At 69.9% G+C, this 19,869-nt stretch carries 22 protein-coding genes; 14 read left to right on the top strand and 8 right to left on the bottom strand.

Annotated features, from left to right (window positions below):
• Positions 1 to 58 precede the first annotated feature (58 nt).
• On the bottom strand, positions 59 to 892 hold the full coding sequence (locus ACFYNP_RS24995) for a helix-turn-helix transcriptional regulator (protein WP_388788305.1): 834 nt from the start codon (positions 890 to 892) through the stop codon (positions 59 to 61).
• A 130-nt stretch (positions 893 to 1,022) separates the two neighbouring features.
• Between ACFYNP_RS24995 and ACFYNP_RS24990 the strand changes: the two genes are divergently transcribed.
• Both ACFYNP_RS24990 and ACFYNP_RS24985 read left to right on the top strand, forming a co-directional pair.
• A complete protein-coding gene (locus ACFYNP_RS24990; RefSeq protein WP_388788302.1) occupies positions 1,023 to 2,129 on the top strand; it encodes an aldo/keto reductase in 1,107 nt (368 codons plus the stop codon).
• Between the two features lie 112 nt (positions 2,130 to 2,241).
• Positions 2,242 to 2,862 (top strand): GNAT family N-acetyltransferase, encoded by a 621-nt coding sequence (locus ACFYNP_RS24985; RefSeq protein WP_388788300.1) that lies wholly within the window; start codon positions 2,242 to 2,244, stop codon positions 2,860 to 2,862.
• On the opposite strand, the gene ACFYNP_RS24980 is transcribed toward ACFYNP_RS24985, so the two are convergent.
• The gene (locus ACFYNP_RS24980) at positions 2,819 to 3,217 is read right to left on the bottom strand and encodes a hypothetical protein (protein ID WP_388408808.1); all 399 of its coding nucleotides are present in this window, start codon (positions 3,215 to 3,217) and stop codon (positions 2,819 to 2,821) included. The genes ACFYNP_RS24985 and ACFYNP_RS24980 overlap by 44 nt on opposite strands.
• Here ACFYNP_RS24980 and ACFYNP_RS24975 point away from each other — a divergent pair.
• Entirely contained in the window at positions 3,216 to 3,461 is a 246-nt protein-coding gene (locus tag ACFYNP_RS24975; RefSeq protein WP_388788297.1) for a hypothetical protein, read from the top strand. The genes ACFYNP_RS24980 and ACFYNP_RS24975 overlap by 2 nt on opposite strands.
• Before the next feature lie 180 nt (positions 3,462 to 3,641).
• On the opposite strand, the gene ACFYNP_RS24970 is transcribed toward ACFYNP_RS24975, so the two are convergent.
• Positions 3,642 to 4,505 (bottom strand): SDR family oxidoreductase, encoded by an 864-nt coding sequence (locus ACFYNP_RS24970; RefSeq protein WP_388788294.1) that lies wholly within the window; start codon positions 4,503 to 4,505, stop codon positions 3,642 to 3,644.
• Positions 4,506 to 4,692: 187 nt separating this feature from the next.
• Between ACFYNP_RS24970 and ACFYNP_RS24965 the strand changes: the two genes are divergently transcribed.
• Both ACFYNP_RS24965 and rph read left to right on the top strand, forming a co-directional pair.
• Complete coding sequence (locus ACFYNP_RS24965) at positions 4,693 to 5,352, top strand: TetR/AcrR family transcriptional regulator (RefSeq protein ID WP_388788292.1); 660 nt, start codon at positions 4,693 to 4,695, stop codon at positions 5,350 to 5,352.
• A gap of 411 nt (positions 5,353 to 5,763) precedes the next feature.
• The gene (gene rph / locus ACFYNP_RS24960) at positions 5,764 to 8,493 is read left to right on the top strand and encodes a rifamycin-inactivating phosphotransferase (protein WP_388788290.1); all 2,730 of its coding nucleotides are present in this window, start codon (positions 5,764 to 5,766) and stop codon (positions 8,491 to 8,493) included.
• A 103-nt stretch (positions 8,494 to 8,596) separates the two neighbouring features.
• On the opposite strand, the gene ACFYNP_RS24955 is transcribed toward rph, so the two are convergent.
• Positions 8,597 to 8,878: a DUF3253 domain-containing protein gene (locus tag ACFYNP_RS24955; protein ID WP_388408796.1), complete on the bottom strand. Its 282-nt coding sequence runs from the start codon at positions 8,876 to 8,878 to the stop codon at positions 8,597 to 8,599.
• A gap of 260 nt (positions 8,879 to 9,138) precedes the next feature.
• Between ACFYNP_RS24955 and ACFYNP_RS24950 the strand changes: the two genes are divergently transcribed.
• From ACFYNP_RS24950 to ACFYNP_RS24930, 5 genes are all read left to right on the top strand, one after another.
• Complete coding sequence (locus tag ACFYNP_RS24950; RefSeq protein ID WP_388788287.1) at positions 9,139 to 9,690, top strand: EF-hand domain-containing protein; 552 nt, start codon at positions 9,139 to 9,141, stop codon at positions 9,688 to 9,690.
• Between the two features lie 183 nt (positions 9,691 to 9,873).
• Positions 9,874 to 10,812, top strand: coding sequence for an aminoglycoside phosphotransferase family protein (locus ACFYNP_RS24945; protein WP_388788284.1), 939 nt, complete (start codon positions 9,874 to 9,876; stop codon positions 10,810 to 10,812).
• A 298-nt stretch (positions 10,813 to 11,110) separates the two neighbouring features.
• Positions 11,111 to 11,335: a hypothetical protein gene (locus ACFYNP_RS24940; RefSeq protein ID WP_100573522.1), complete on the top strand. Its 225-nt coding sequence runs from the start codon at positions 11,111 to 11,113 to the stop codon at positions 11,333 to 11,335.
• 19 nt (positions 11,336 to 11,354) lie between these two features.
• Positions 11,355 to 11,822: a hypothetical protein gene (locus tag ACFYNP_RS24935; RefSeq protein WP_388408788.1), complete on the top strand. Its 468-nt coding sequence runs from the start codon at positions 11,355 to 11,357 to the stop codon at positions 11,820 to 11,822.
• 322 nt (positions 11,823 to 12,144) lie between these two features.
• The gene (locus tag ACFYNP_RS24930; RefSeq protein ID WP_388408785.1) at positions 12,145 to 12,552 is read left to right on the top strand and encodes a hypothetical protein; all 408 of its coding nucleotides are present in this window, start codon (positions 12,145 to 12,147) and stop codon (positions 12,550 to 12,552) included.
• Positions 12,553 to 12,733: 181 nt separating this feature from the next.
• Here ACFYNP_RS24930 and ACFYNP_RS24925 read toward each other — a convergent pair whose 3' ends face one another.
• Positions 12,734 to 13,672: a hypothetical protein gene (locus ACFYNP_RS24925; RefSeq protein ID WP_388788281.1), complete on the bottom strand. Its 939-nt coding sequence runs from the start codon at positions 13,670 to 13,672 to the stop codon at positions 12,734 to 12,736.
• 5 nt (positions 13,673 to 13,677) lie between these two features.
• The gene (locus ACFYNP_RS24920) at positions 13,678 to 14,769 is read right to left on the bottom strand and encodes an NlpC/P60 family protein (protein WP_388788279.1); all 1,092 of its coding nucleotides are present in this window, start codon (positions 14,767 to 14,769) and stop codon (positions 13,678 to 13,680) included.
• 318 nt (positions 14,770 to 15,087) lie between these two features.
• Here ACFYNP_RS24920 and ACFYNP_RS24915 point away from each other — a divergent pair, with 318 nt between their 5' ends.
• Positions 15,088 to 15,603 carry an HD domain-containing protein gene (locus ACFYNP_RS24915; RefSeq protein ID WP_388408778.1) on the top strand — a complete coding sequence of 172 codons (516 nt, stop codon included), beginning with the start codon at positions 15,088 to 15,090 and terminating at the stop codon, positions 15,601 to 15,603.
• Positions 15,604 to 15,691: 88 nt separating this feature from the next.
• Here ACFYNP_RS24915 and ACFYNP_RS24910 read toward each other — a convergent pair whose 3' ends face one another.
• Positions 15,692 to 16,297, bottom strand: coding sequence for a hypothetical protein (locus ACFYNP_RS24910; RefSeq protein ID WP_388788276.1), 606 nt, complete (start codon positions 16,295 to 16,297; stop codon positions 15,692 to 15,694).
• Positions 16,298 to 16,649: 352 nt separating this feature from the next.
• Positions 16,650 to 17,237: a hypothetical protein gene (locus tag ACFYNP_RS24905; RefSeq protein WP_388788273.1), complete on the bottom strand. Its 588-nt coding sequence runs from the start codon at positions 17,235 to 17,237 to the stop codon at positions 16,650 to 16,652.
• Between the two features lie 646 nt (positions 17,238 to 17,883).
• Between ACFYNP_RS24905 and ACFYNP_RS24900 the strand changes: the two genes are divergently transcribed.
• From ACFYNP_RS24900 to ACFYNP_RS24890, 3 genes are all read left to right on the top strand, one after another.
• Positions 17,884 to 18,570 carry a helix-turn-helix domain-containing protein gene (locus ACFYNP_RS24900; protein ID WP_388788270.1) on the top strand — a complete coding sequence of 229 codons (687 nt, stop codon included), beginning with the start codon at positions 17,884 to 17,886 and terminating at the stop codon, positions 18,568 to 18,570.
• A gap of 10 nt (positions 18,571 to 18,580) precedes the next feature.
• Positions 18,581 to 18,970, top strand: coding sequence for a VOC family protein (locus tag ACFYNP_RS24895; protein WP_388408766.1), 390 nt, complete (start codon positions 18,581 to 18,583; stop codon positions 18,968 to 18,970).
• A 234-nt stretch (positions 18,971 to 19,204) separates the two neighbouring features.
• Complete coding sequence (locus tag ACFYNP_RS24890) at positions 19,205 to 19,753, top strand: hypothetical protein (RefSeq protein ID WP_388408764.1); 549 nt, start codon at positions 19,205 to 19,207, stop codon at positions 19,751 to 19,753.
• Positions 19,754 to 19,869: the final 116 nt, after the last annotated feature.

The raw sequence follows: 19,869 nt of genomic DNA, 5'->3' as shown, positions 1-19,869 counted from the left end.
CCGCACACCCGCCCCCGCGCGACGGGGAATCGGCGGACCGTGCGGCTCCGGCCGGAGCTCACGGTCCGCACAGCCGGTCCAGCGCGGACCGGCTCGCATCATCCGCGGCGCGGTGGATCACCAAGCGTTGGCCCGGATCCTGAAGTGGGACGAGCACCTCGAAATCCACCGCGATCACACCGACCCCGGGATGCCGCAGCACCTTGTGCCCGCGCCCGCTGCCGTCGATGGCCCCTGTGGCCCACAGGGTCGCGAACTCCGCGTCGTGAGCGACGAATTCGGCGATCAGATCACTCAACACCCGATCCTCCGGATGCGCGGCCCACGCGGCGCGCAGATGGGCGACCCCCTCCCGTACGACGCGTTCGCGGTCGACGTAGAACTCCCGTACTTCCGGATGCATCAAGCACAGCCACATCGCATTGCGCCGGGTCGGCGGGAGGGTGGTGAAATCGACCAGGAGCCTTGCCATTTGGTCGTTCCAGGCCAGGATGTCGAAGCGGTGGTTCATCAGCATGGCCGGCAGCGGCGACAGATCGGTGACCAGCCGGGACAGCGAGGGTGCGGCAGTCGTCGTGGGCCCGTCGGTGTCGCGGTGGCGCTGCTGGGTGAGGTTGAAGAGATAGGCGCGTTCGTCCGGTGCGAGACGCAGCGCCCGCGCCAGTGAGTCCACCACGGTCGCCGAGGGGCGCAGCCCACGGCCCTGTTCCAGTCGCACGACGTAGTCGATGCTGACGCCGGCCAGCTCGGCGACCTCTTCACGGCGCAGCCCCGGCGTGCGACGGGCCCGCTGGCGCGCGGGCAGGCCGAAGTCGGCGGGGTCCAGGCGTTCGCGCCTCGTTCGAAGGAAGGCGGCCAGCTCCTGCGTCGGGTCAACGGTGCGGGTCATCATGTCCGGTCCAACAACCAGGGTGGGACTGGCGTTCCCAGGAACTTCCCTCCCTTACCCGGTGCGTGGGGTGAACGCAGACTCTCTTTCGGCAAGAGACCGCAAACACCATGAACCATCACAGGAGAACACGATGTCGCTCACCCTCGACACCTATCGGCTGCTCGGCCGCTCCGGACTGCGGGTCTCCCCGCTGGCGTTGGGCGCGGCGACGTTCGGCACCGAATGGGGCTGGGGCGCCGAGCGGGACGAGGCGCGCAAGCTGTTCGACCGCTATGTGGAGCGCGGCGGCAACTTCATCGACACGGCTGTCACGTATACGAACGGCAGCTCCGAGCGCCTGCTGGGCGAATTCGCCCACGCCCACCGCGAGAGCCTCGTCCTCGCGACGAAATACTCGACGCAGCGCCGGCCGGACGACCCGAACTCCGGGGGAAGCCACCGCAAGAACCTTTTCGCGTCCGTGGAGACCAGCCTGCGACAGCTGAACACGGACTACATCGATCTGCTCTACCTTCACGTCTGGGACTTCACCACGCCGGTCGAGGAGATCCTGCGTGGCATGGACGACCTGGTCCGGCAGGGCAAGATCCTGTACGTGGCGATCTCCAACGCTCCGGCCTGGCAGGCGTCGCGCATGCAGGCCATCGCCGATCTGCGCGGCTGGTCACCCCTGGTCGCGCTCCAGATCGAGTACAGCCTGATCCAGCGGGCCGGGGAGCGTGACCTGATCCCCATGGCCCGGGAGATGGGCCTCGGGGTGGTCCCGTTCTCGCCGATGGGTGGCGGGGTGCTCACTGGCAAGTACAGTCGCGACGATCTGACGGCAACGGCAACGGCAACGGCAACGGCAACGGCAACGGCAACGGCAACGGCCACCGGATCCGGCGAGAGCACCCGCAAGAGGCTCAACCAGACCATGGGCAGTGTCACCGAACGCAACCTCGCCATCGCCGACACGGTGCGGGAGGTCGCCACGGAGCTGGGCCGTACGCCGGCTCAGGTCGCCCTGGCCTGGACCCTGCACAGCCCCGGCGTGACGGCCCCGATCATCGGCGCTCGCACCCTCGCGCAGCTGGACGACAACCTGGGCGCCCTGGAGGTCGACTTCACCGCGTCCCAACGCGCCCGCCTCGACGATACGGACTCGGCCGACCTCGGCTATCCGCACGCCTTCCTCGCGAGCGAGTTCGCCCGCACTCTGACCCAGGGCGCCCTGAGGATCGAAGCCCGCGGCTGACGCGGCCGAACTGCCCCTGACTGTAGGCCTGTTGGAAAGAAGTCCGGTCTGGAAAGGGATCCGATGATGCGGCCGGCTTTCACGGCCGTCCCCCAGGGGTAGATTGCGCGCCATGACCGAACTGGGGGCCCCGAACTGGTTGCCTGGCCCGCTCAGGACCGACCGGCTCGTGCTTCGCGAGCCGGAGGCCCGGGACCGTGCGGCGTTCATCGAGCTGTTCAGCTCGCCCGAGGTGGGCACGTACGTAGGCGGGCCGCGGCCGCGTGATGAGTTGGAGAACGAGCTGCCGGGGACGCCCACGAGGCGCCCCGGCCTTTTCGTGATCGAGCGCGGCGGAGCGATGATCGGCATCATTGAACTCAACCGCCGCGAAGAGCAGCGGCGGACGTATGTCCGTGCCGGGGAGGCCGAACTCGGCTATCTGCTGCTGCCGGAGGCGTGGGGGCACGGGTACGCCGCCGAGGCGTGCACGGCCGCGCTTGGCTGGTTCGCCGAAGCGAGTCCTGGCGAGCCGGTGCTGCTCTGCACCCAGATCGCCAATGACCGCTCGATGCGCCTCGCGGCGAAGCTGGGGTTCACCGAGGTGAGACGGTACGAGGCCTGGGGCGCCGCACAGTGGATGGGCGTGTGGCCCCCACCCTGCGGCGCTCCGCCGGCCGGCGGTCCGCTTGGGTCTACGCCGGGCCGAGCTATCGATGATCAGTCCCCGCGGCGTTGTCGAGGTCCTGCTTGACCGGCTCTACGGCTGCCCGCAGGGGCCAGTCGGGCGGAGTGAATTCCTGGGAGAGGTCGAGCAGGAAGGGCACTCCGGGCTTCTCCGGTGTCCACCCTTGCGCGTGCGCCATGCGGATGGCGCCGGCCACATCCGCGGGCAGCACGGGCCTGGCGGAGATCGCGAACCAATTGCTCGGATGTGGCTGGTCGGTGGTGACAACCATAATGGCGCCGGTCGCCTCGGCCCGTTCGACAGCGTAGGCCAGCGGACGCCAGACCAGTCCTTGGGCATAGGTCGCTCGGCCCCGGACTCGCCATCGGTAGGCGACACCGTCGACGGTGATGCGGCGTGAGCCCTTCTTGACCAGAGCCATGGCGTTTCCTCATCTGCCGGACGGATCAACGGTGCTCGGCGATCCCGTTGAAAGGGATTCGTTCTGTCTGGCGACCGACCCGGTGGGCGGCGTCGGCCCACGCCAGTCCGCCGATCTGCTGTACGGCACCGTGATCGTCGTAGGCGTCCAGGCGTCGACCACGGTCGATTTGGCGCAGGACGCGATCCTGCCCAGCCGCGAGCCGGCCCGTCAACCGGGTTTGCCGCCCCTGGGACCCGGGTGACGGGGGACGGGTGGCTGTGCGCCGGCCGTGCCCGGGTCGAACGGTGTCCGCCCCAAGCTGTCACACTATTCACCGTCTTCGTGGCAGGGGCGGGCGAGGATGGGCGGGGGCGGGGGCGGGGGCGGGGGCGGGGGCGACGGGCATCAGGCGGTTGATGTCCGAACGCGGAACAAGCCTCGGTCAACGCTTCGAAAGGTGGTCGCGCAGCACCTTCTCCAAGGTGATGGGCTCGCGGCCGATCAGCTCGGCCAGGGTCGGATCGATCGTCGCGAACTCGCCGGCCCTGGCAGCCGCGAAGATACCGAGCAACTGGTCCGCGGTCTCCACCGGGACGCCCTGGGTCACGAGCTGGGCGCGGAACTGATCGCCGGGGCTGGTGGTCCTCGTGACGTGCCGGCCCGTGATCTCGGTCGTGATGGCGGCTATGTCGTCGAAGGTGAGGGCCTGACCCGCCGTGAGCGGTGGGGTCGGGCCGTCGAAGCGGCCTTCGTCGGCCAGGATGGCGGCGGTCGCGTCGGCGAGGTCGGCGTGCGCGGTCCAGGCGACCGGCCCGTCCGCGGGGAGGGCGAGCTCACCGGATTCCGCCGCGTTCCCGAGGAAATGCGCGGCGCTGGTGGCGTAGAAGCCGTTGCGCAGCGCGGTGAACGGCACGCCGCAAGCGCGCAGTTCGTCCTCCGTTGCGGCGTGATCGCGGCACGCGTGGAAATGCGATGCCGCACTGGACCCCATCTGGCTGGTGTACAGGATGCGGCGGGCGCCCGAGGCGACGGCCGCTTCGATCGCGGTGCGGTGCTGCTTCACGCACTCGTCGCCCATTTTGTCGACCGAGACGATGAGCACCTGAGAGGCGCCCTCGAAGGCATGGGCCAGGCCGGCGGGGTCGGTGAAGCTGCCTTGCCGGACACGGACGCCCTGGTCGGCCAGTGTCCGTGCCCTCTGCGGGTCGCGCACGCTGACGCCGACCCGGGCGGCCGGCACTCGGGTGAGCAGCCTCTCGACGATCTGGCGTCCCAGCTGTCCGGTGGCTCCGGTCACGATGATCATGATGTGCGCTCCTGTGCTCACGAAGACTGGTTCCAGTGGAATCAATTGAACGGTACCACTGATAATAACGACGAAACCACACGTGCGATATCGTTGATTCATGGCATCGCGTGAGCATGGTCAAGAGGGCGTTCCTGCGGGCAGGTCCGGCACCGCATCCCCAGCGCGGGAGCAGCCCCGGCAGCGAGTGATAGACGCCGTCATCGGGCTCCTGACGCGCGAGGGCCGTGACGCGGTCACGACCCGAGCGGTCGCCGACGCGGCGGGCTTGCAGCCCCCCGCCATCTACCGGCTGTTCGGCGACAAGGACGGGTTGCTCGACGCGGTGGCCGAGTACGGCTTCACCGCGTTCCTCGCGACCAAGCGCGTCGACCCCGACCCGCAGGACCCCATCGAGGACCTGAGGGCGGGCTGGGACATGGCGACCGAATTCGGTCTCGCCAACCCCGCGCTCTTCACGCTGATGTACAGCGAACCCACCCGGGCCGACTCCGCCGCGTTCAAGGCGGGCATGGAAATCCTGAGAGGCCGAGTCCGGCGGCTGGCCGCAGGCGGCTGGCTCCGAGTGGATGAGGAACTCGCGGCTCAGATCATTCATGCCACGGGGCGTGGTGCGGTGCTCACCTGGCTGTCGTTGCCTCAAGACCGGCGCGACCCGGCCCTGTTGACCGCGCTGCGCGAAGCCATGGTCGCCGCCGTCACCAACGAGCGGCCGGCCGTTCGGCACCCGGGCCCGGCAGGCGCCGCCCGCGCCTTGCGCGCCGCGCTGCCCGACCAGACGAACCTCAGTGTCGCCGAGCAGCACCTGCTGGGGGAGTGGCTGAACCGCCTTGCCGCCGAAGGATGACCGGGACGGCCCGTGCGTCGACGTCTACGTCCATGTCCCTGTCGGAGGGCGCAACAGCAAAGGCCAGGAGAGATCTCTCCTGGCCACTCTCAACTTATAGCGGGCCGGGGGGCTTGCCGCAAGGCCCCCGTGCGGGCGCAGAATCATCGGCCGAGGCCACAACCTGCGGAAATGAGGGCACTACGTGCGTGTGTTGTTGTCGACGTCCCGGGGACGCGCTGGCGTCGAACCGGCCAGGCGATCGGACGGGTGCGTTCCGCACCCCCGGGCGGGCCGGCCGAACCGCCCGCCGGAACCCAGGCATCCCGGCGCGGAGGCGGGCCTCATCAGGGGTTCCGCAGAAGTGGATGCGCCGGTGATTCGACGGGGCGGCGCAGAGCGCCGGAGCCCCGCTGTCTCGGAGGTGTCGAAGTGAGCGAGCGGTATGTGAGGGACCTCCGCGAGGTGGACCAGACACAGATCGCAGCCGTGGGAGGCAAGGGCGCGCACCTGGGCGAACTGTCCCGGATCGAAGGGATCCACGTACCCGGCGGTTTCTGCGTCACCACTGACGCCTTCCGGCGCATCGTGGCGGAAGCACCGTCCATGAGCGATCTGCTCGACGACTTGTCGCGCTTGAGCGCGGACGACCGGGACGGAATCCGCACGCTCAGTGAGCGGATCCGTCGGACGGTCGAAGGGATTGTCGTCCCGGACGATCTCGCGGAGGCGATCAGCGGTGCGTATGCCCGGCTCGGTGGGCGAGCCGCCTGTGCCGTCCGGTCCAGCGCCACGGCGGAGGACCTGCCGACGGCCTCGTTCGCCGGTCAGCAGGACACGTATCTGAACGTCGTGGGCCCGACGGAGATCCTGCGGCACATCGCCCGGTGCTGGGCCTCGCTCTTCACCGAGCGGGCCGTAACCTATCGCCGGCGCAACGGCATCGACCATCGGTCGGTGCGCATGGCCGTCGTCGTCCAGCAGATGGCCTTCCCGCAGGCGTCCGGCATCCTGTTCACGGCCGACCCCGTTTCGGGCAATCGTAAGGTCGCCACCGTGGACGCCGGCTTCGGCCTCGGCGAGGCATTGGTTTCCGGGCTTGTGAACCCGGACGTCTTCACGGTGCGGGGCGGCGACATCATCGCGAAGACGATCGCCGCCAAAGAGCGCGCCATTGACGCCAGGCCCGACGGCGGTACGCACGAAGTGGCGATCGACGCCGACCGGCAGCGGCAGCCCGCGCTGACGGATGCGCAGGTCCTGCGGCTCGTCCGGCTCGGGCGGCGGATCGAAGCGCATTTCGGGCGTCCGCAGGACATCGAATGGTGTCTGGTCGACGACGACTTCCGGATCGTCCAGAGCCGGCCGATCACGACGCTGTTCCCCATCCCCGAGGCCGACGACACGGAGAACCACGTCTACGTCTCCGTCGGGCACCAGCAGATGATGACCGACCCCATGAAACCCCTCGGGGTCTCCGTGTGGCAGCTGACGGCCATGGCGCCGATGCACGAGGCGGGCGGGCGGTTGTTCGTCGATGTCGCCCGGCGTCTCGCCTCGCCCGGCACCCGTGCCGGTCTCCTGGACCTCATGGGAAGGGGCGACCCGCTGGTCAGGGACGCCCTGGAGACCGTCCTCGAACGTGGTGACTTCATCCCCTCGCTCCCGGAGACGGGCCCCGGCGCGCAGCCGCCCGGCGGCTCGGGCGCCATGGCTGAGCAGACCCCCCACGGGCCCGACCCGGCCATCGTCACCGAGCTGATCGAGCGCAACCGGGCCTCCAACGCCGCCCTGGAGCGGGACATCCGGACGAAGACGGGGCCGGCACTCTTCGACTTCCTTCTGGAAGCCTTCGCTGAGCACAAACGAGTGCTCAGCGATCCGCTGAACCTACAGGCGATCATGGCCGGGATGGAGGCCACATGGTGGCTCAACGACAGGCTGTACGAGTGGCTCGGCGAGAAGAACGCGGCTGACACGCTCACGCTGTCCGCCCCTGACAACATCACGTCGGAGATGGGTCTTGACCTGCTCGATGTCGCGGACGTGATCCGCCCGCATCCGGAGATCGTGACGTTCCTACAGGGCGTTCACGAGGACGGCGTTCACGAGGACGGCCTTCACGATGGCCTCTCCGGCGGTGGCCATCACGACGACGGCTTCCGCGCCGATGGCCTTCCCGACGAGGGAGTCCAGGACCAAGGTGTCCGGAGCGGGAGCTTCCTGGACGCATTGGCGAAGCTCCCGGGCGGCATCGAAGCACATGACGCCATCGCGGCCTACCTCGACCGATACGGCATGCGCTGTGCCGGCGAGATCGACATCACGAGGCCTCGCTGGGCGGAGCGCCCCATGACACTCGTGCCCGCGATCCTCGACAACGTCAGGAACTTCGAGCCCGGTGCCGCCGAACGGCGCTTCGAGCGGGGTCGGCAGAAGGCGCTGGAGAAGGAACAGGACATCCTGTCGCGCTTGCGGGCGCTGCCTGACGGCGCGCAACGCGCCGACGACACGAAGCGGATGATCGATCAGGTCCGGGCCTTCATCGGGTACCGGGAGTACCCCAAGTACGGCATCGTCAGCTGCTCCTTCATCTACAAGCGGGCCCTGCTGCGCGAGGCCGAGCTTCTCGTGCGGGCCCGGGTGATTGCCGAGCGCGAGGACATCTACTACCTCACGTTCGAGGAACTCCGGGACGCCGTCCGCTCGCATCGGGCGGACGGCCGGCTCATCGAGCGGCGCAAGGAAGCGTTCCGGGCGTACCAGGCCCTCACCCCGCCCCGGGTGCTCACCTCGGACGGTGAGGCGGTGACGGGTACGTACCGGCGTGACGACGTCCCGGCCGGTGCACTGGCCGGCCTTCCGGTGTCCGCCGGTACGGTCGAGGGCAGGGCCCGCGTCATCCTGGACATGGCGGACGCCGACATCGAAGCGGGAGACATCCTGGTCACGACGTTCACGGATCCCAGCTGGTCCCCGCTCTTCGTCGGTATCGCGGGGCTGGTGACGGAGGTGGGCGGTCTGATGACCCATGGCGCGGTGATCGCGCGGGAGTACGGATTGCCGGCGGTCGTGGGTGTGGAGCGGGCCACCCGGTTGATCCGGGACGGGCAGCGGATCCGCGTGCACGGAACCGAGGGGTACATCGAGATCCTGTCCTGACGGCGGGCCCGTGAGCCGCAGCGGACCCATGGGCACCGGCTTCCCGCGTACGCACCGGCGCCCTGGTGCACCGGCTTCCCGGTGTGTCCTGCACCAGCGCCCCTCAGGTGTGCCGGTGGACGCCACGGATGCGGATCGGACCGCGAGCCGTCTGCGGGTCGACCGGTCGGCCGCCCTGAAGGACCTCCACCTCGCCCTTCGCGACCAGTCGGCGAGCCGCGCGCCGGGTCGGCTCCATCAGCGCGCGCCAGCCGTCGTCGTCCCCTTCGTACGCCGCCCGCGCGGCGTCGGAGGGGCAGATCGAGGAGCTTGCGGACCGCGCCTTCAGCAGCTCCAGGATGGTCCGCTCAAGTCGCCGGTCTGTCTCTGTTTCGCCGTCCGCCACGCTTCCAGTGTCGCCCGGGCGATCGCGGGTGCAAGGCGGCGTGGCGCACACGGTTCGAACGGAGCCGGTGTCCCCGTGATCCGGTGTCCATGTGATCCGGCGTCCCCGTGATCCGGCGTCCCCGTGATTCCGAGTGGTGAGGCCATCGCACGTCCTCTTTCGCGATTGACCCTTCGCGCAGATGTACTGATGGAGACGGGGGCGCACCCCGACCTATAGTTACCGGCTGTCCGCCGATCCGGCGTCGAGGGAGGCCGCTCATGGCCAATGCGTTTCAGGAACTCAAACTCAAGGCGATGTTCGCCGCGTTCGACACGGACGGTGACGGATTCCTGCGTGAGGAAGACTTCGCCGCGCTCGTCGACCGCTGGTGCCGGCTACCGGCGGTGGGCCCGGGAACGGAGCTGCGGGCCCAAGTCGAAACGCTCTTGATGGGCTGGTGGGCAGCACTGCTGGAGGCGGGGGACGCCAATGGCGACGGCTCCGTCGACATGGACGAACTGCTCTCCCTCGTGGACCGGCTGCCCACGATGATCGCGGAGGTCACGGCCACCGCCGACACCATCTTCGATGCCGTGGACGCCAATGGTGACGGCCGCATCTCCCCGGATGAACACCGCATGCTCGTCGAGACCTGGAACGGTCAGCCCGTCGACATGACGGGTGTCTTCGAGAGAATCGACCTGACGGGTGACGGTCACCTGAGCCGCCAGGAATTCGCGGTGCTGTGGCGTCAGTTCTGGATCAGCGACCGGCCGGAGGACCCGGGCAACTGGCTCTGCGGTCGGATCCCCGGCCAACGAGGCGCCTAGCGAGCGGGGTTGGGGCAGTTGGCGGTCCGTCCGGTTCGAGCGTACCGCCGGCTGCCCCAGTGCGTTCGTGTTCACGATGCGCGTCGACGCCATGTGCGTAAATGAGTGCGTGAACGATTGATCGAGTACGGGGGGAGGTGGCCGGCTCGGCGGGTCCGGCCTCTGTGACCGCCGAACAAGGCTATGGACAGCTTCGAGATCGATGAGTATTTGGTGCGCTCGCTTGTGCGCGAGCAACATCCCGACCTCGGTGAACTGGAACTGCGTGAGGTGATCGGCGGCTGGGACAACCAACTGTGGCGGCTCGGTGACGAGTTGGCGGTCCGTTTGCCACGCACTGAGCGGGCGCCGTCGCTGTTGCGCAAGGAGTTCCGGTGGCTGCCCGGCCTGGCACCGAGTCTCACCCTCCCGGTGCCGACTCCGCTGCGGATGGGGGAGGAGTCCGTACGGTTCCCCCGGCCGTGGACCGTCGCGGCCTGGGTGCCGGGTGAACCGGCCGATCGCGCGCCGATCGACGACGTACGCGGTGCAGACGTATTGGCGCGCTTCCTCAGGGCGCTCCACACACAGGCGCCCGCCGGGGCGCCCGTCAGCCCGGACCGGGGCGTTCCGCTCGACCGGCTGTCGGAGGGCTTCGAGCAGGGACTGGCGGAAATCGCCTCGGGCTCGGGGGATGACCTGCCGGGGGCCCGTCTGGTGACGGACGCTGAGGTCCGGCGCGTCCGGGACATCTGGCGCGAAGCGGTCGCGGCTCCCGACTGGGAGGGGCCGCAGGTGTGGCTGCACGGCGACCTTCACCCCGCGAACGTCGTCGTCTCGAACGGCACCCTCTGCGGCGTCATCGACTTCGGTGACATGTGTGTGGGGGACCCGGCAGTCGATCTCGCCGCCGCATGGGTGCTGCTACCCGCGGGGGCGGCCGTGCGGTTCTTCGACGCATACGCTCACGCGGACGAGGCGATGATCCGGCGCGCACGGGGGCTGGCCCTGCTGAAGATCGTGTTCCTTCTTCTCATGGGCCGGGCCGGGGACCGGGGCCTACCCGGCGGCAAACCGGCCTGGGGCCCCGCGGGCAGGGCGGCGCTCGACCGTGTTCTGGCGCCTCAACAGACGCTGAGCTGACCCGAGAAGGTTTGCCCCGCCGGGGTTCGTCCCAGCCCGCACCGGGTGTTCGGCCGCTGGGACGAAGCCCCTCTTGGAGATCCTGCGCGATCCGCTGTCGCGCCCAGACGGAAGGCGGACGGACGGCAGACGGAAGGCAGACGGAAGGCAGTGTCGACGCGTGACGGCCGTACGGTCACCGCGACTGCGCCCTCCGCACTTTGACGACATGAAGTACGCACCAAAGTGCCTTCCCCGCAAGGAAGTTGGTGCATACGGTCGCCCTTGTCAGTCGAGACGACAATGTCAAGGAGACAGCATGAACCCCAACCTTCGTGCCGCGGCCGCCACAGCCGCGCTCATCACCGGGCTCCTCGCCGCCGGCGGCGTCGCCAACGCGGCCGAGAGAACCGACGCCCAGAACCTCTCCGCTCACATCCAGAAAGCCGTCGTCGCCGAGCAGCAACTCGGCGGGACCACCGGCGGGCCCATCCTCGGTCTCATCCTGACCGCCCCTGACGGCGCCGAGACCGCGTCCTCCTGACGGCCCGGAGGTGCGCATCGTGGACGATCACGGCGAAGACCACATCACCTGGTGCCCGAGCGGCGACGCCCACCGTCCGGAATCCCTGGTCCTGGGCGTCAGATCGGGAGAGAACGGCCAGGTCGTCTATCTCGACGAGCCGGTGCCCGCGGCGGACGTGCTGTCGAGCATCCCCGAAGGCATCGCGCCCCACCGGATCCTCCGGTTCGCCTCGCACTGCACGTCCGGCTGCGCGAACCGGGTGGGCGACGACTGCGGTCTGATCCAGCGCATTCAGACCCTGCCGTCGGCACACGGCACAGGACCCGTGCCGCGGTGTCACCTCCGTCCGCGCTGCAAGTGGTGGAACCAGACAGGAGTGGACGCCTGCCACCGCTGCCCGGCGCTCGCCACCCTCAACTCCGCCGACGACCGGCTCGCCGCGCTGGTCGCCGATCCGGCCACGACCATCGAGCAGTTGGAGAACTGGATCGCCGCGGCCGAGTGAGTACATGAGCAGGTGGGCCGCACGGCCGAGTGGCCTGATGACCAGCTGGACCGCACAGCCGGGCTCCAGGGGACCAGGGGCACGCCGGCGGGAGCGTGCGCCCACCTGCCGCCTCCTGGTGTGCACACCAGGATTCTGCCCGGACCGTGGACGCCCTCGTCCATCTCGCCGCCGCCCACGTACCCACGTCGACCCCGTACCGGCCGGTCGCCTCACGGGATTCGGTGCGACCCGGGGCAGCGACTGCGTTCGCCGGAGCACGAGTTGGGCCGGACTGCCAAGACCGCCGTTTCGAATCAGACACAGCGGCTAAACGGACTCCATGTCGGAAACAGCGAAGAACAACGAAACCACGAAGAGCACCGCGGCCAAGACCACTGCCCGTACGGCGAGTAGCGGAGCCAAGGCCGCCGGGGCCGCTGGGAGCAAGGCGTCATCGGCCGCGAACAACGCCAAGGCGGCAGCCTCGGAGGGTACGGACCACGCCACCAGCAGCGTGCTGGCCCTGCGCTCCAAGGCCAAGGCCGGTGGCGAGATGCTGTCCACGATTCCGGGCAAGTCTGTCCAGGTCGCGTCGACCGCGTGGACCGTGGTCCGCAACCGCAAGCAGATAGTGGCCTGTGCGGGAGGTGGCGCCCTGGCGGCCCTGGCGGGTGCCTACGCCCTCGGACGCGTGGCGGTCCGGCACGGCCAGGGGCCCTTCACGCGCGCTACCGGCGGTCGTTTCTGACCGGTGGCGTGCGCGCGTCCAACGTCGGGCGGGCAGCCGCGGTGGACGCATCCGTGTCCGCCCCTCGTACGCCGACTTCCCTACGGGAGGCCCGCATCGGCCGTCGATCGGGAAGCACGCGGCGCCTGGGCCCGGAGGGGCGCGACCACGCTGATGCCGGCCCCCGCTCGTGGGGGCCGGCTCAGTCGGCTGTCCGGCCCGGCCACCTGGTGAAGCGCCGCAAGCCCCTTCGACTGCGCTTGAGGGGTGTGTCCTCCGGAGCGGCGGCCCCCTGGGCGGCGGTGAGAGCCGCCGCCGGAGGCCCGGCCGGGGCCTCCACGTACTGGCTGCCGCGTTCGAGCCGGTTACGGACGGCCAGGGCCATGGTGTGGTGGGCCTGGTGCTGCACCAGGCCTTCCGCGGACAACCGGTCCCACATGTAGAGCAGTTCCTGTCCTCGGGCGGCCACCTGGCCCTGGTCCTCCAGCCGTTGCCATGCCGCGGTGGCGCGGGCCACCTCGGGCGCGGCCCGATGGAGGTCGGTGCGGCACCGGATGCGCGCGACGGTCAGCGCCAGGACGGTGGAGACCGTGTAGTCGCCGCGCAGAAACGCCATGTACGCCTCGATCGCCCGTGCCTCCAGCGAGAGGTCGTCCTCCACGCCCCTGCGCAGTGTCAGGTGCTCCCGCAGAGCGCTGGCGAGGACGAACGCGGCGTGCAGCTCCTCCCGTTGGGCGTGCTGGATGATCCGCTCGACGCGGGCGAGCGGAGGGAACGCCTGCTCCTCCGCGGCGGTTCGCTCATGGCCGGGCGCCAGATCCTCCGCGTCGGCGATCGTGTAGCTGGAACCGTCCGGGTGCACCCGGAGCCGCGCCACCTGCTGAACGGTACGGTCGATGACGGTGGCCGCCACCGGGGCCCCCAGGGTGCGGGCGAACATGGCCACGGCGTCAAGGATCGCCTCGTTGGGCGGCCGGGTGCCGCCCATCGTCAGCAGATGGCCGTTGACCACCGTCGACCCGTCCTCGGCCACATAGGCGTCCAGGCGGACCAACGGTTGAGCGCTGAGCGCCGGCAGGTTCCTCTCGTCACGAGGTGCGGGCAGGTTCCCCTCGTCGCGGGGTGCGGGGAGTTGGGACATTCCGCTCAGCCTCCGGGTCGGACCACGCCGAGAATGGGCATGGATGCGGCCGGCGCGGTCGTGATCGTACGCCCGGGCCGTGGAGCGTGGACGATCTGTCCGCCTCCGATGTACATGCCCACGTGCGTGGCGTCGTTGAAGTAGATGATCAGGTCCCCGGGTTGAGCGGACGAGAGGCTGACGTGGCGAAGGCCCTGCCACTGGGCCTGCGAGGTACGGGGGATGGGGTGTCCGGCATGGGCCCATGCTACGGAGGTCAGCCCCGAGCAGTCGTACGACGAGGGGCCCACGTCACCCCACCCGTACGGTTTGCCGATCTGGGCCATGGCGAACGCGACGGCCTGCCCTGCCGCTCCGCTGGCCGGTCCGCCGCCCGTGGGCCCGCCGCCCTTGCTGTCCGACGGCCCGCCGTTCGAACCGGAGCCGGGCCATTTGGCCTTGGCCTCGTCGGTCTGCTGCTTCTCCAACTGGGCGAGCCCGGCGACCTGTTCCTTCTCCAGCCCCGCCTCGATGCGCTCGGCGTCGGCGATCTTCTTCTGGATCTTCTCCTTCGCCCCGGCCTTGTCCGCGAGGGTCTTCTTCAGCTCCCGCAGGTCCTTCGCGGCGGCCTCGGTCTGCCGGTCGAGCTCGGAGCGGGCGGTCTTCTGGGACTCGTAGATGTTCACGAGGTTCTGGCTGGCCTGGCCGGCCTGAGCGGCATCGGAGAGCGCGTGTTCGGGATGGTCACCGAGCAGCAGCTGGATGCCCGTGGAGCCGAAATAGCCACCCCGGTACTGCGTTCGGGCCGCCGCGCCGGCGAGATCGTGCAGGACGCCCACCCGACTCTGGATGTGGGCGAGGTCACTCTGGAGGGACGTCAGCCGCTTCGACTGCTCGGTCGCCTTCTCGTTCGCGGCGTCATAGGCCTCGGTCGCGACCTCCGCCTCGCGGTAGAGGCCGTCGAGCTGGCTCCGGATCTGTTCCAGGGTCCCGCCGTCGCCCGGCTTCGGGTCGTTGGGAGCCGCGTAACTGAGCCCGGGCATCAAGGTGATCGCGCAGACAAGGGCCGTCACGGCGGCCCGGCCTCGCAGCTGTCTACCGCCGGTCGACACGTTCATCAGCGCCACTTTCGGAGGCCGGGTACGAGAGTTCGGATGACGACCTACCATCACGGTGGTCAAGTCGGGTCATACGGAGATCCGTTCGGCCCACGAACACACTACCCTCACACGCACGGCCGCTCTCCGTGTCCCCATGTGTGTCAATGTGCTTGCGGCCAATTCATCGGCCACAGTTGGCCGATTCTCGCCCCTGGCCGGGAGTGGGGGAGGCCGTGAACGGTCGTCGGCGGCCTCGCCCGGGCCGGGTGCGCGCGGTCGACGCCCAGGTGCCGAGTCACTCGGCCCGTTCATCCCGTTCTCGGCACAGGAGGCGCCATGCGGACCGTGGCAGAGGTCGAAGAGTTCGCGCGCCGCGCGCACGAGGGGCAGGTCGACAAGGTCGGCGTTCCCTACATCGAGCACGTCCGTGCCGTTGCCGCCGGTCTCGTCCCCTTCGGGGACCACTTGGTGATGTCGGGACTGCTGCACGACGTCATCGAGGACACCGACTGGACGGCAGAGCGGCTGCGGGCCACCGGGGTGCCGCCGCACGTGGTGTCCGTGGTCGAGGCCGTCACGAACCAGGCCGGAATGCCCTACGAGGAGAAGATTCGACGCGTCACGGCTGATCCCCACGCCACCCTCGTCAAGATCGCCGACAACGCGCACAACAGCCACCCCGCCCGCACGGACCGGCTACCGCCGGACCAGCGGATCCGGCTCGCGACGAAGTACCGGTCCGCGCGTGACCTGTTGTGGGCGGCCGCGGACGAACGGGACATCGAGGCGATCGTCTCGATCGTCAACCCGAGCCTTCTGGGCGAACTGGCGGAGCGGCGCGCGGCGCGGTGAAACAGCGGCGCGCGTGGCGTGCCTTTCCCGGATACGGCCCATGGCGTCCGTGGGCGCGAGCCCATCGAGTACGGGCCACGTGATGAGGTCAGGGGCGAAGGCCGACGCGCCGGAGCGTCAGGGCCGACAGATCGGCGAGTACGTCCGGATCCGCGCGGCGCCAGGCGTCGGCCAGGCCGCCCGGCGGGGTGGGGAGGGTGGCCAGCGGCCGTTGCGGGCCGGTGAGCGCCCGCAGGGCGAGCAGGTCCGCGCCGCCGGGTGCGTCGAGCAGACGACGGGTGGTGGCGGTGCGGCGGATCCAGCGCATGCGCGGAATGAGCCACAGCACCAGGATGACGGCGGTGGGCAGGACGATCAGGGCGACGGTGGTGAGGGTGGCGATATGCCCCACGGTGTCCTGCAACGATCGGCCGGCGTCGGAAAGACTGGTGCCCGCGTCGGCGGCGGACTGGAGCGGTTTCTTCAACGAGCCCCCTACGAAGGGCACCTTCGAGGCCGCGTCGCCGGCGTCGCCGAGGTTGGACGCGAGGCTGTCACCCGCGCTCTGTGCCTTGCGCCCGGGCTCGGCCAACGTGAGGATCGCGTCGCGGACGGCGAGGGCGAACTTCACCGTGACCGCGATCAGGAGCAGGGCGATCACATCCGCGATCAGCTGACGACTCCGGCGAGCTGGGGTCTGGGCGTAGAGACGCATGGACGTGCTCCTGTTCCGACGATGGCAGCGGTGAAACAGCCGACGGGTGGTGCGGGGGGTCGAGCGTGAAGGAGTGACCGCGGTGCGCGGCGGGCGGACTTGACGGTACGCGGGGAGGGCGGTGCTCATGGAGGTACGCGCCCATGGGGTTCGCGTCCGTGAGGGGGTGCGCCCGGAATGGGGTGCGGGCCGTGATGGTGGCGCGCGTGGCCGCCGGTGCCGGTCGAGGGCCGGTCGCCGAGCGAACGCGCCACTTGTCCGCCCGGGCGGTTGTCGCTCCGCCGTTCGGTGACGTTCGGTGGCGGATGGGCGGAGGGGACCCCGGTGGTGCGGGCGCGCTGGTACCGCCCGCTCAGGCCGTCTGCTCGCTGCCCTTTGGCGGGCTCATGACGGGGTGATGCTCCGAGCTCGGCGTCAACTGACGCTCCATACGCTGGAATCGGTCGATGTTGGCCCGGCGCATCCACCACACGCCACCGACGAATCCGGCCCCGATCGCCATCCAGGCGATGGCCGCCAAGACGCTGCCGCGGACGAGAAGGAGGATGCCGAGTCCAACGAAAACCAACAACATCCCGGCCGTGAAGACCCAGATCAGCTTGCCGCGCATCAGCTTCAGGCGTCGGCGCACCAACCGGAGCATGGCCTGGCGCAGAGCGGGGTCGTCGGGAACGGCGCCGCGACGCACCCGCCGCTCCAGAACCGGCACGTCGTCGGTCTCCAGACCGGCCTCGCGGGCATCGGCCCGCCGGCGGCGCAACATGAGCGCGGTGAAGGTGATCGCGTAGAACCCGGAGCCGACCAGGACGGGCACCCAGTTGTCGAGGCCGAGAGAGAGCAGCCGCATCCCGACGCCGATGGCCAGCGCCAATAACCCCACGACCCACCACTTGTCGATCCACCGCCGCTGCGACCTCAAGTCCGTTGTGCGGTCCGTCATTTCGGTCCCCTCCCGACCCACGCGGGCACGTCCTCCCGCACGCCCATGACGGCCGGGTACCCCGTGGCCTCCGTGTGACACGGGTCACGCCAGGGCTGTGGTCGCGGGGCTGTCGGTAGGTCGGTCCGGCGCTGCGTCAGCTGGTGCACGGCAGTCCAACCAGGTCTCAGGGAGCGGCCGTTCGGCGATGAGGAGCGAGTGTCCGGCCATGCTGTGAATGGACGGATCGCCCGCAGTCCCGCAGGCACCGCCGTGAATGGACGGATCGCCCGCAGTCCCGTGGACAACGCCGTGAATGGACGGATCGCCCGCAGTCGCGTGGACGGCATCGAGCAATCGCCGGTACGCGTCAGGGCCGCGTCGCGCCGGAGCGGCGACCTCGGGCCGGGCCCGGGTCACGATGCCCCGGGACGCGAGGAGGCGCCGCACGTGCGGGCCGTGCTCTTCGAAGAGCGGTGTCACATTGTGGAGGGTGGCTGGTCCGTCGGGCGATCCCCGGCGCGGGACCGGCGCCGGTGAGACACTTGGCACTGTGGAGTTGAGCCAGGCATGCGTGGCCGCCGGTATCGGTGCGGTCGCCGTCAGTGAGCACACCGGACCCCCTCGGCTGCACCGGGCGCTTCCCGTCCTCTCGTGCCGTCTGGTCGTGAGCCTCGGGACTCCGATCGACGTCCGTTACGGAGACCAGGCCCGGCGGGTTCAGGCCGTGGTCACCGGCATGATGCGGCCCGGGACCGGAACGCCGTCCCTGACGCTGCGCCCTCACCAGCCGATGGTGTACGTCGAGCTGTCACCCGTGGCCGCCCAACGGCTGACCGGCGTGCCCCTCGGCGAAGTGGACGCGGGTGGGCTCGACGCCCATGACCTCCTGCCGTGGCTCGGCCTGGTGAGCGAGGAGCTGGCCGAACTGCCGGCCGAAGGGCGCGTCACGCTCATGCGCCATCGGCTCCTCGACCATCTGGCACGGGCCGGCCGGCCCGATGTCTCCCCGTACGCGGTCGAGGCGCTCAGGGTCATCCGCGTCGGCCACGGCCGGATACCGGTGGAGGACGTGGCCCGGCAGGTTCACCTGAGCCCGCGCCGGCTGCGGCAGGTGATGGGGAGCGCGGTGGGGATCGGCCCGAAGTTCGCCTCGCGCGTGGCCCGGCTCACCGCCACCCTCGGCCGTGCGGGAGAGGGCGCCGGTTCCTGGGCGGACATCGCCGCGGAGTGCGCCTACCACGACCAGAGCCACCTGGTGCGTGACTTCCAGGACCTGATGCGGACCACCCCGACCGCCTGGCTCGCGGAGGAAGGCCGAAATCTACAAGGCGAAAGCCGCCCCCTCCCGTGACGATCGAGTCATGACCAGTGAACTCCAGCCCAAGCTGCTCGTCTCCGACGCGGACGCCGCGATCGATTTCTATACCAAGGCCCTGGGCGCCACCCTGACCGAGCGGGTGGCCGACGACCAGGGGCTCGTGATGCACGCCGAGATCTCCCTGGGGGCGGCCACCTTCGCGCTGGCGCAGAGCGTCGAGGAGTGGGGATGGTGTGACCCCGTGTCCGTGGGCGGGTCTCCCGTGCTCCTCCAGATCGACCTGCCCGACCCGGCGGCCACCGCGGACCGTATGGCCCAGCTCGGCAGCGAGATCGTCATCCCGATCGAGGACCGTCCCTATGGCAAACGGCAGGGCCGGGTGAAGGACCCGTTCGGCCACCTGTGGGTGCTCAGTGGCGACACCCCCTCCTGACCGCACCCGGCCCACCGCCGTACCACGGGGCGAAGCTCTCGGCCCCTGGGCCGGGCGGCCTGGCTTCCCGGGGCGGTGGGTCGTACGTGCCGTACGAGGTGGCCGCCCTGGACGACGCATCGTGCGCGCGGGCGGTCCGACTCCCCGACCGGGCCCGCATGAAGGGGCACGGCATAGGGTCACGTGGTGTGTCACATCCGGTGACGCACGTGATCCGTTCTCAAGGAGCCGCAGTTGACCCCGTACTCCCTCGCCCTCTACGTCGATGCCGTGACGACCGGAACTGTGCTGGGGCTGCGGCCCACGGATTCGCCCGAGCGGGTCACCGAGGTGCTCGGGCCGCGCTTCGGGGACAACGACTTCGGCAGAAGCATGGTCCGTGACTACGGCCTCGTCGAGTTCTACTGGCACCGTTCGCGGTCCGCCGATCCCTGGATGGGCCATCACTTCACCTTGCAGGTCCACCGGTTGGCCCGTGGGGCCCGCGGCAGCGTGAACGAGAGGCTGCGCGAACGGTACGGGCGGTTCACCCACCGCCTGCGGTTCGAGAAGCTGCGGCGCCTCCTGGAGCGACGCGGTGTGCCGTTGGTGGAGGTACCGGATCCGGGGAACGCTCCGTACTACCGCACCTTCTGGCAGCCCGATTCGCGGGTGGCTGTCTCGGTCATCGCCGCCTACGGGGAGTACAGCACCCCTGACCACATGCGTGTGGGCGATGTGTACAGCATCCTGGCTCCCCTGACCGCGGACGAAGTGAAGTGGCGCCGGGCGCGTACCGTGTGACCGCCGTACGTATGCGAGCGAACTGCCGGATCCGTCCCGGCCGTTGACCCGCCCGGTCGTTCGGGGGCCATCCGGCACGGTGGGCCCTCCGACCACTGGTCCGGCCGGACGTTTCC

Origin of the sequence: Streptomyces sp. NPDC006691 (assembly GCF_042869955.1) — a bacterium.
Taxonomy (GTDB): domain Bacteria; phylum Actinomycetota; class Actinomycetes; order Streptomycetales; family Streptomycetaceae; genus Streptomyces.
This window is presented reverse-complemented; position numbering and strand designations above follow the sequence as displayed.

Bases quoted from the DNA above. Each gene is read 5' to 3' on its own strand.
- ACFYNP_RS24975 (WP_388788297.1), top strand. From the start codon at position 3,216: ATGGCGTTTCCTCATCTGCCGGACGGATCAACGGTGCTCGGCGATCCC.
- ACFYNP_RS24910 (WP_388788276.1), bottom strand. From the start codon at position 16,297: ATGCGTCTCTACGCCCAGACCCCAGCTCGCCGGAGTCGTCAGCTGATC.
- ACFYNP_RS24925 (WP_388788281.1), bottom strand. From the start codon at position 13,672: ATGTCCCAACTCCCCGCACCCCGCGACGAGGGGAACCTGCCCGCACCT.
- ACFYNP_RS24915 (WP_388408778.1), top strand. From the start codon at position 15,088: ATGCGGACCGTGGCAGAGGTCGAAGAGTTCGCGCGCCGCGCGCACGAG.
- ACFYNP_RS24940 (WP_100573522.1), top strand. From the start codon at position 11,111: ATGAACCCCAACCTTCGTGCCGCGGCCGCCACAGCCGCGCTCATCACC.
- ACFYNP_RS24895 (WP_388408766.1), top strand. From the start codon at position 18,581: ATGACCAGTGAACTCCAGCCCAAGCTGCTCGTCTCCGACGCGGACGCC.
- ACFYNP_RS24920 (WP_388788279.1), bottom strand. From the start codon at position 14,769: ATGAACGTGTCGACCGGCGGTAGACAGCTGCGAGGCCGGGCCGCCGTG.
- ACFYNP_RS24950 (WP_388788287.1), top strand. From the start codon at position 9,139: ATGGCCAATGCGTTTCAGGAACTCAAACTCAAGGCGATGTTCGCCGCG.
- ACFYNP_RS24990 (WP_388788302.1), top strand. From the start codon at position 1,023: ATGTCGCTCACCCTCGACACCTATCGGCTGCTCGGCCGCTCCGGACTG.
- ACFYNP_RS24985 (WP_388788300.1), top strand. From the start codon at position 2,242: ATGACCGAACTGGGGGCCCCGAACTGGTTGCCTGGCCCGCTCAGGACC.
- ACFYNP_RS24970 (WP_388788294.1), bottom strand. From the start codon at position 4,505: ATGATCATCGTGACCGGAGCCACCGGACAGCTGGGACGCCAGATCGTC.
- ACFYNP_RS24980 (WP_388408808.1), bottom strand. From the start codon at position 3,217: ATGGCTCTGGTCAAGAAGGGCTCACGCCGCATCACCGTCGACGGTGTC.
- ACFYNP_RS24930 (WP_388408785.1), top strand. From the start codon at position 12,145: ATGTCGGAAACAGCGAAGAACAACGAAACCACGAAGAGCACCGCGGCC.
- ACFYNP_RS24905 (WP_388788273.1), bottom strand. From the start codon at position 17,237: ATGACGGACCGCACAACGGACTTGAGGTCGCAGCGGCGGTGGATCGAC.
- ACFYNP_RS24945 (WP_388788284.1), top strand. From the start codon at position 9,874: ATGGACAGCTTCGAGATCGATGAGTATTTGGTGCGCTCGCTTGTGCGC.
- ACFYNP_RS24995 (WP_388788305.1), bottom strand. From the start codon at position 892: ATGATGACCCGCACCGTTGACCCGACGCAGGAGCTGGCCGCCTTCCTT.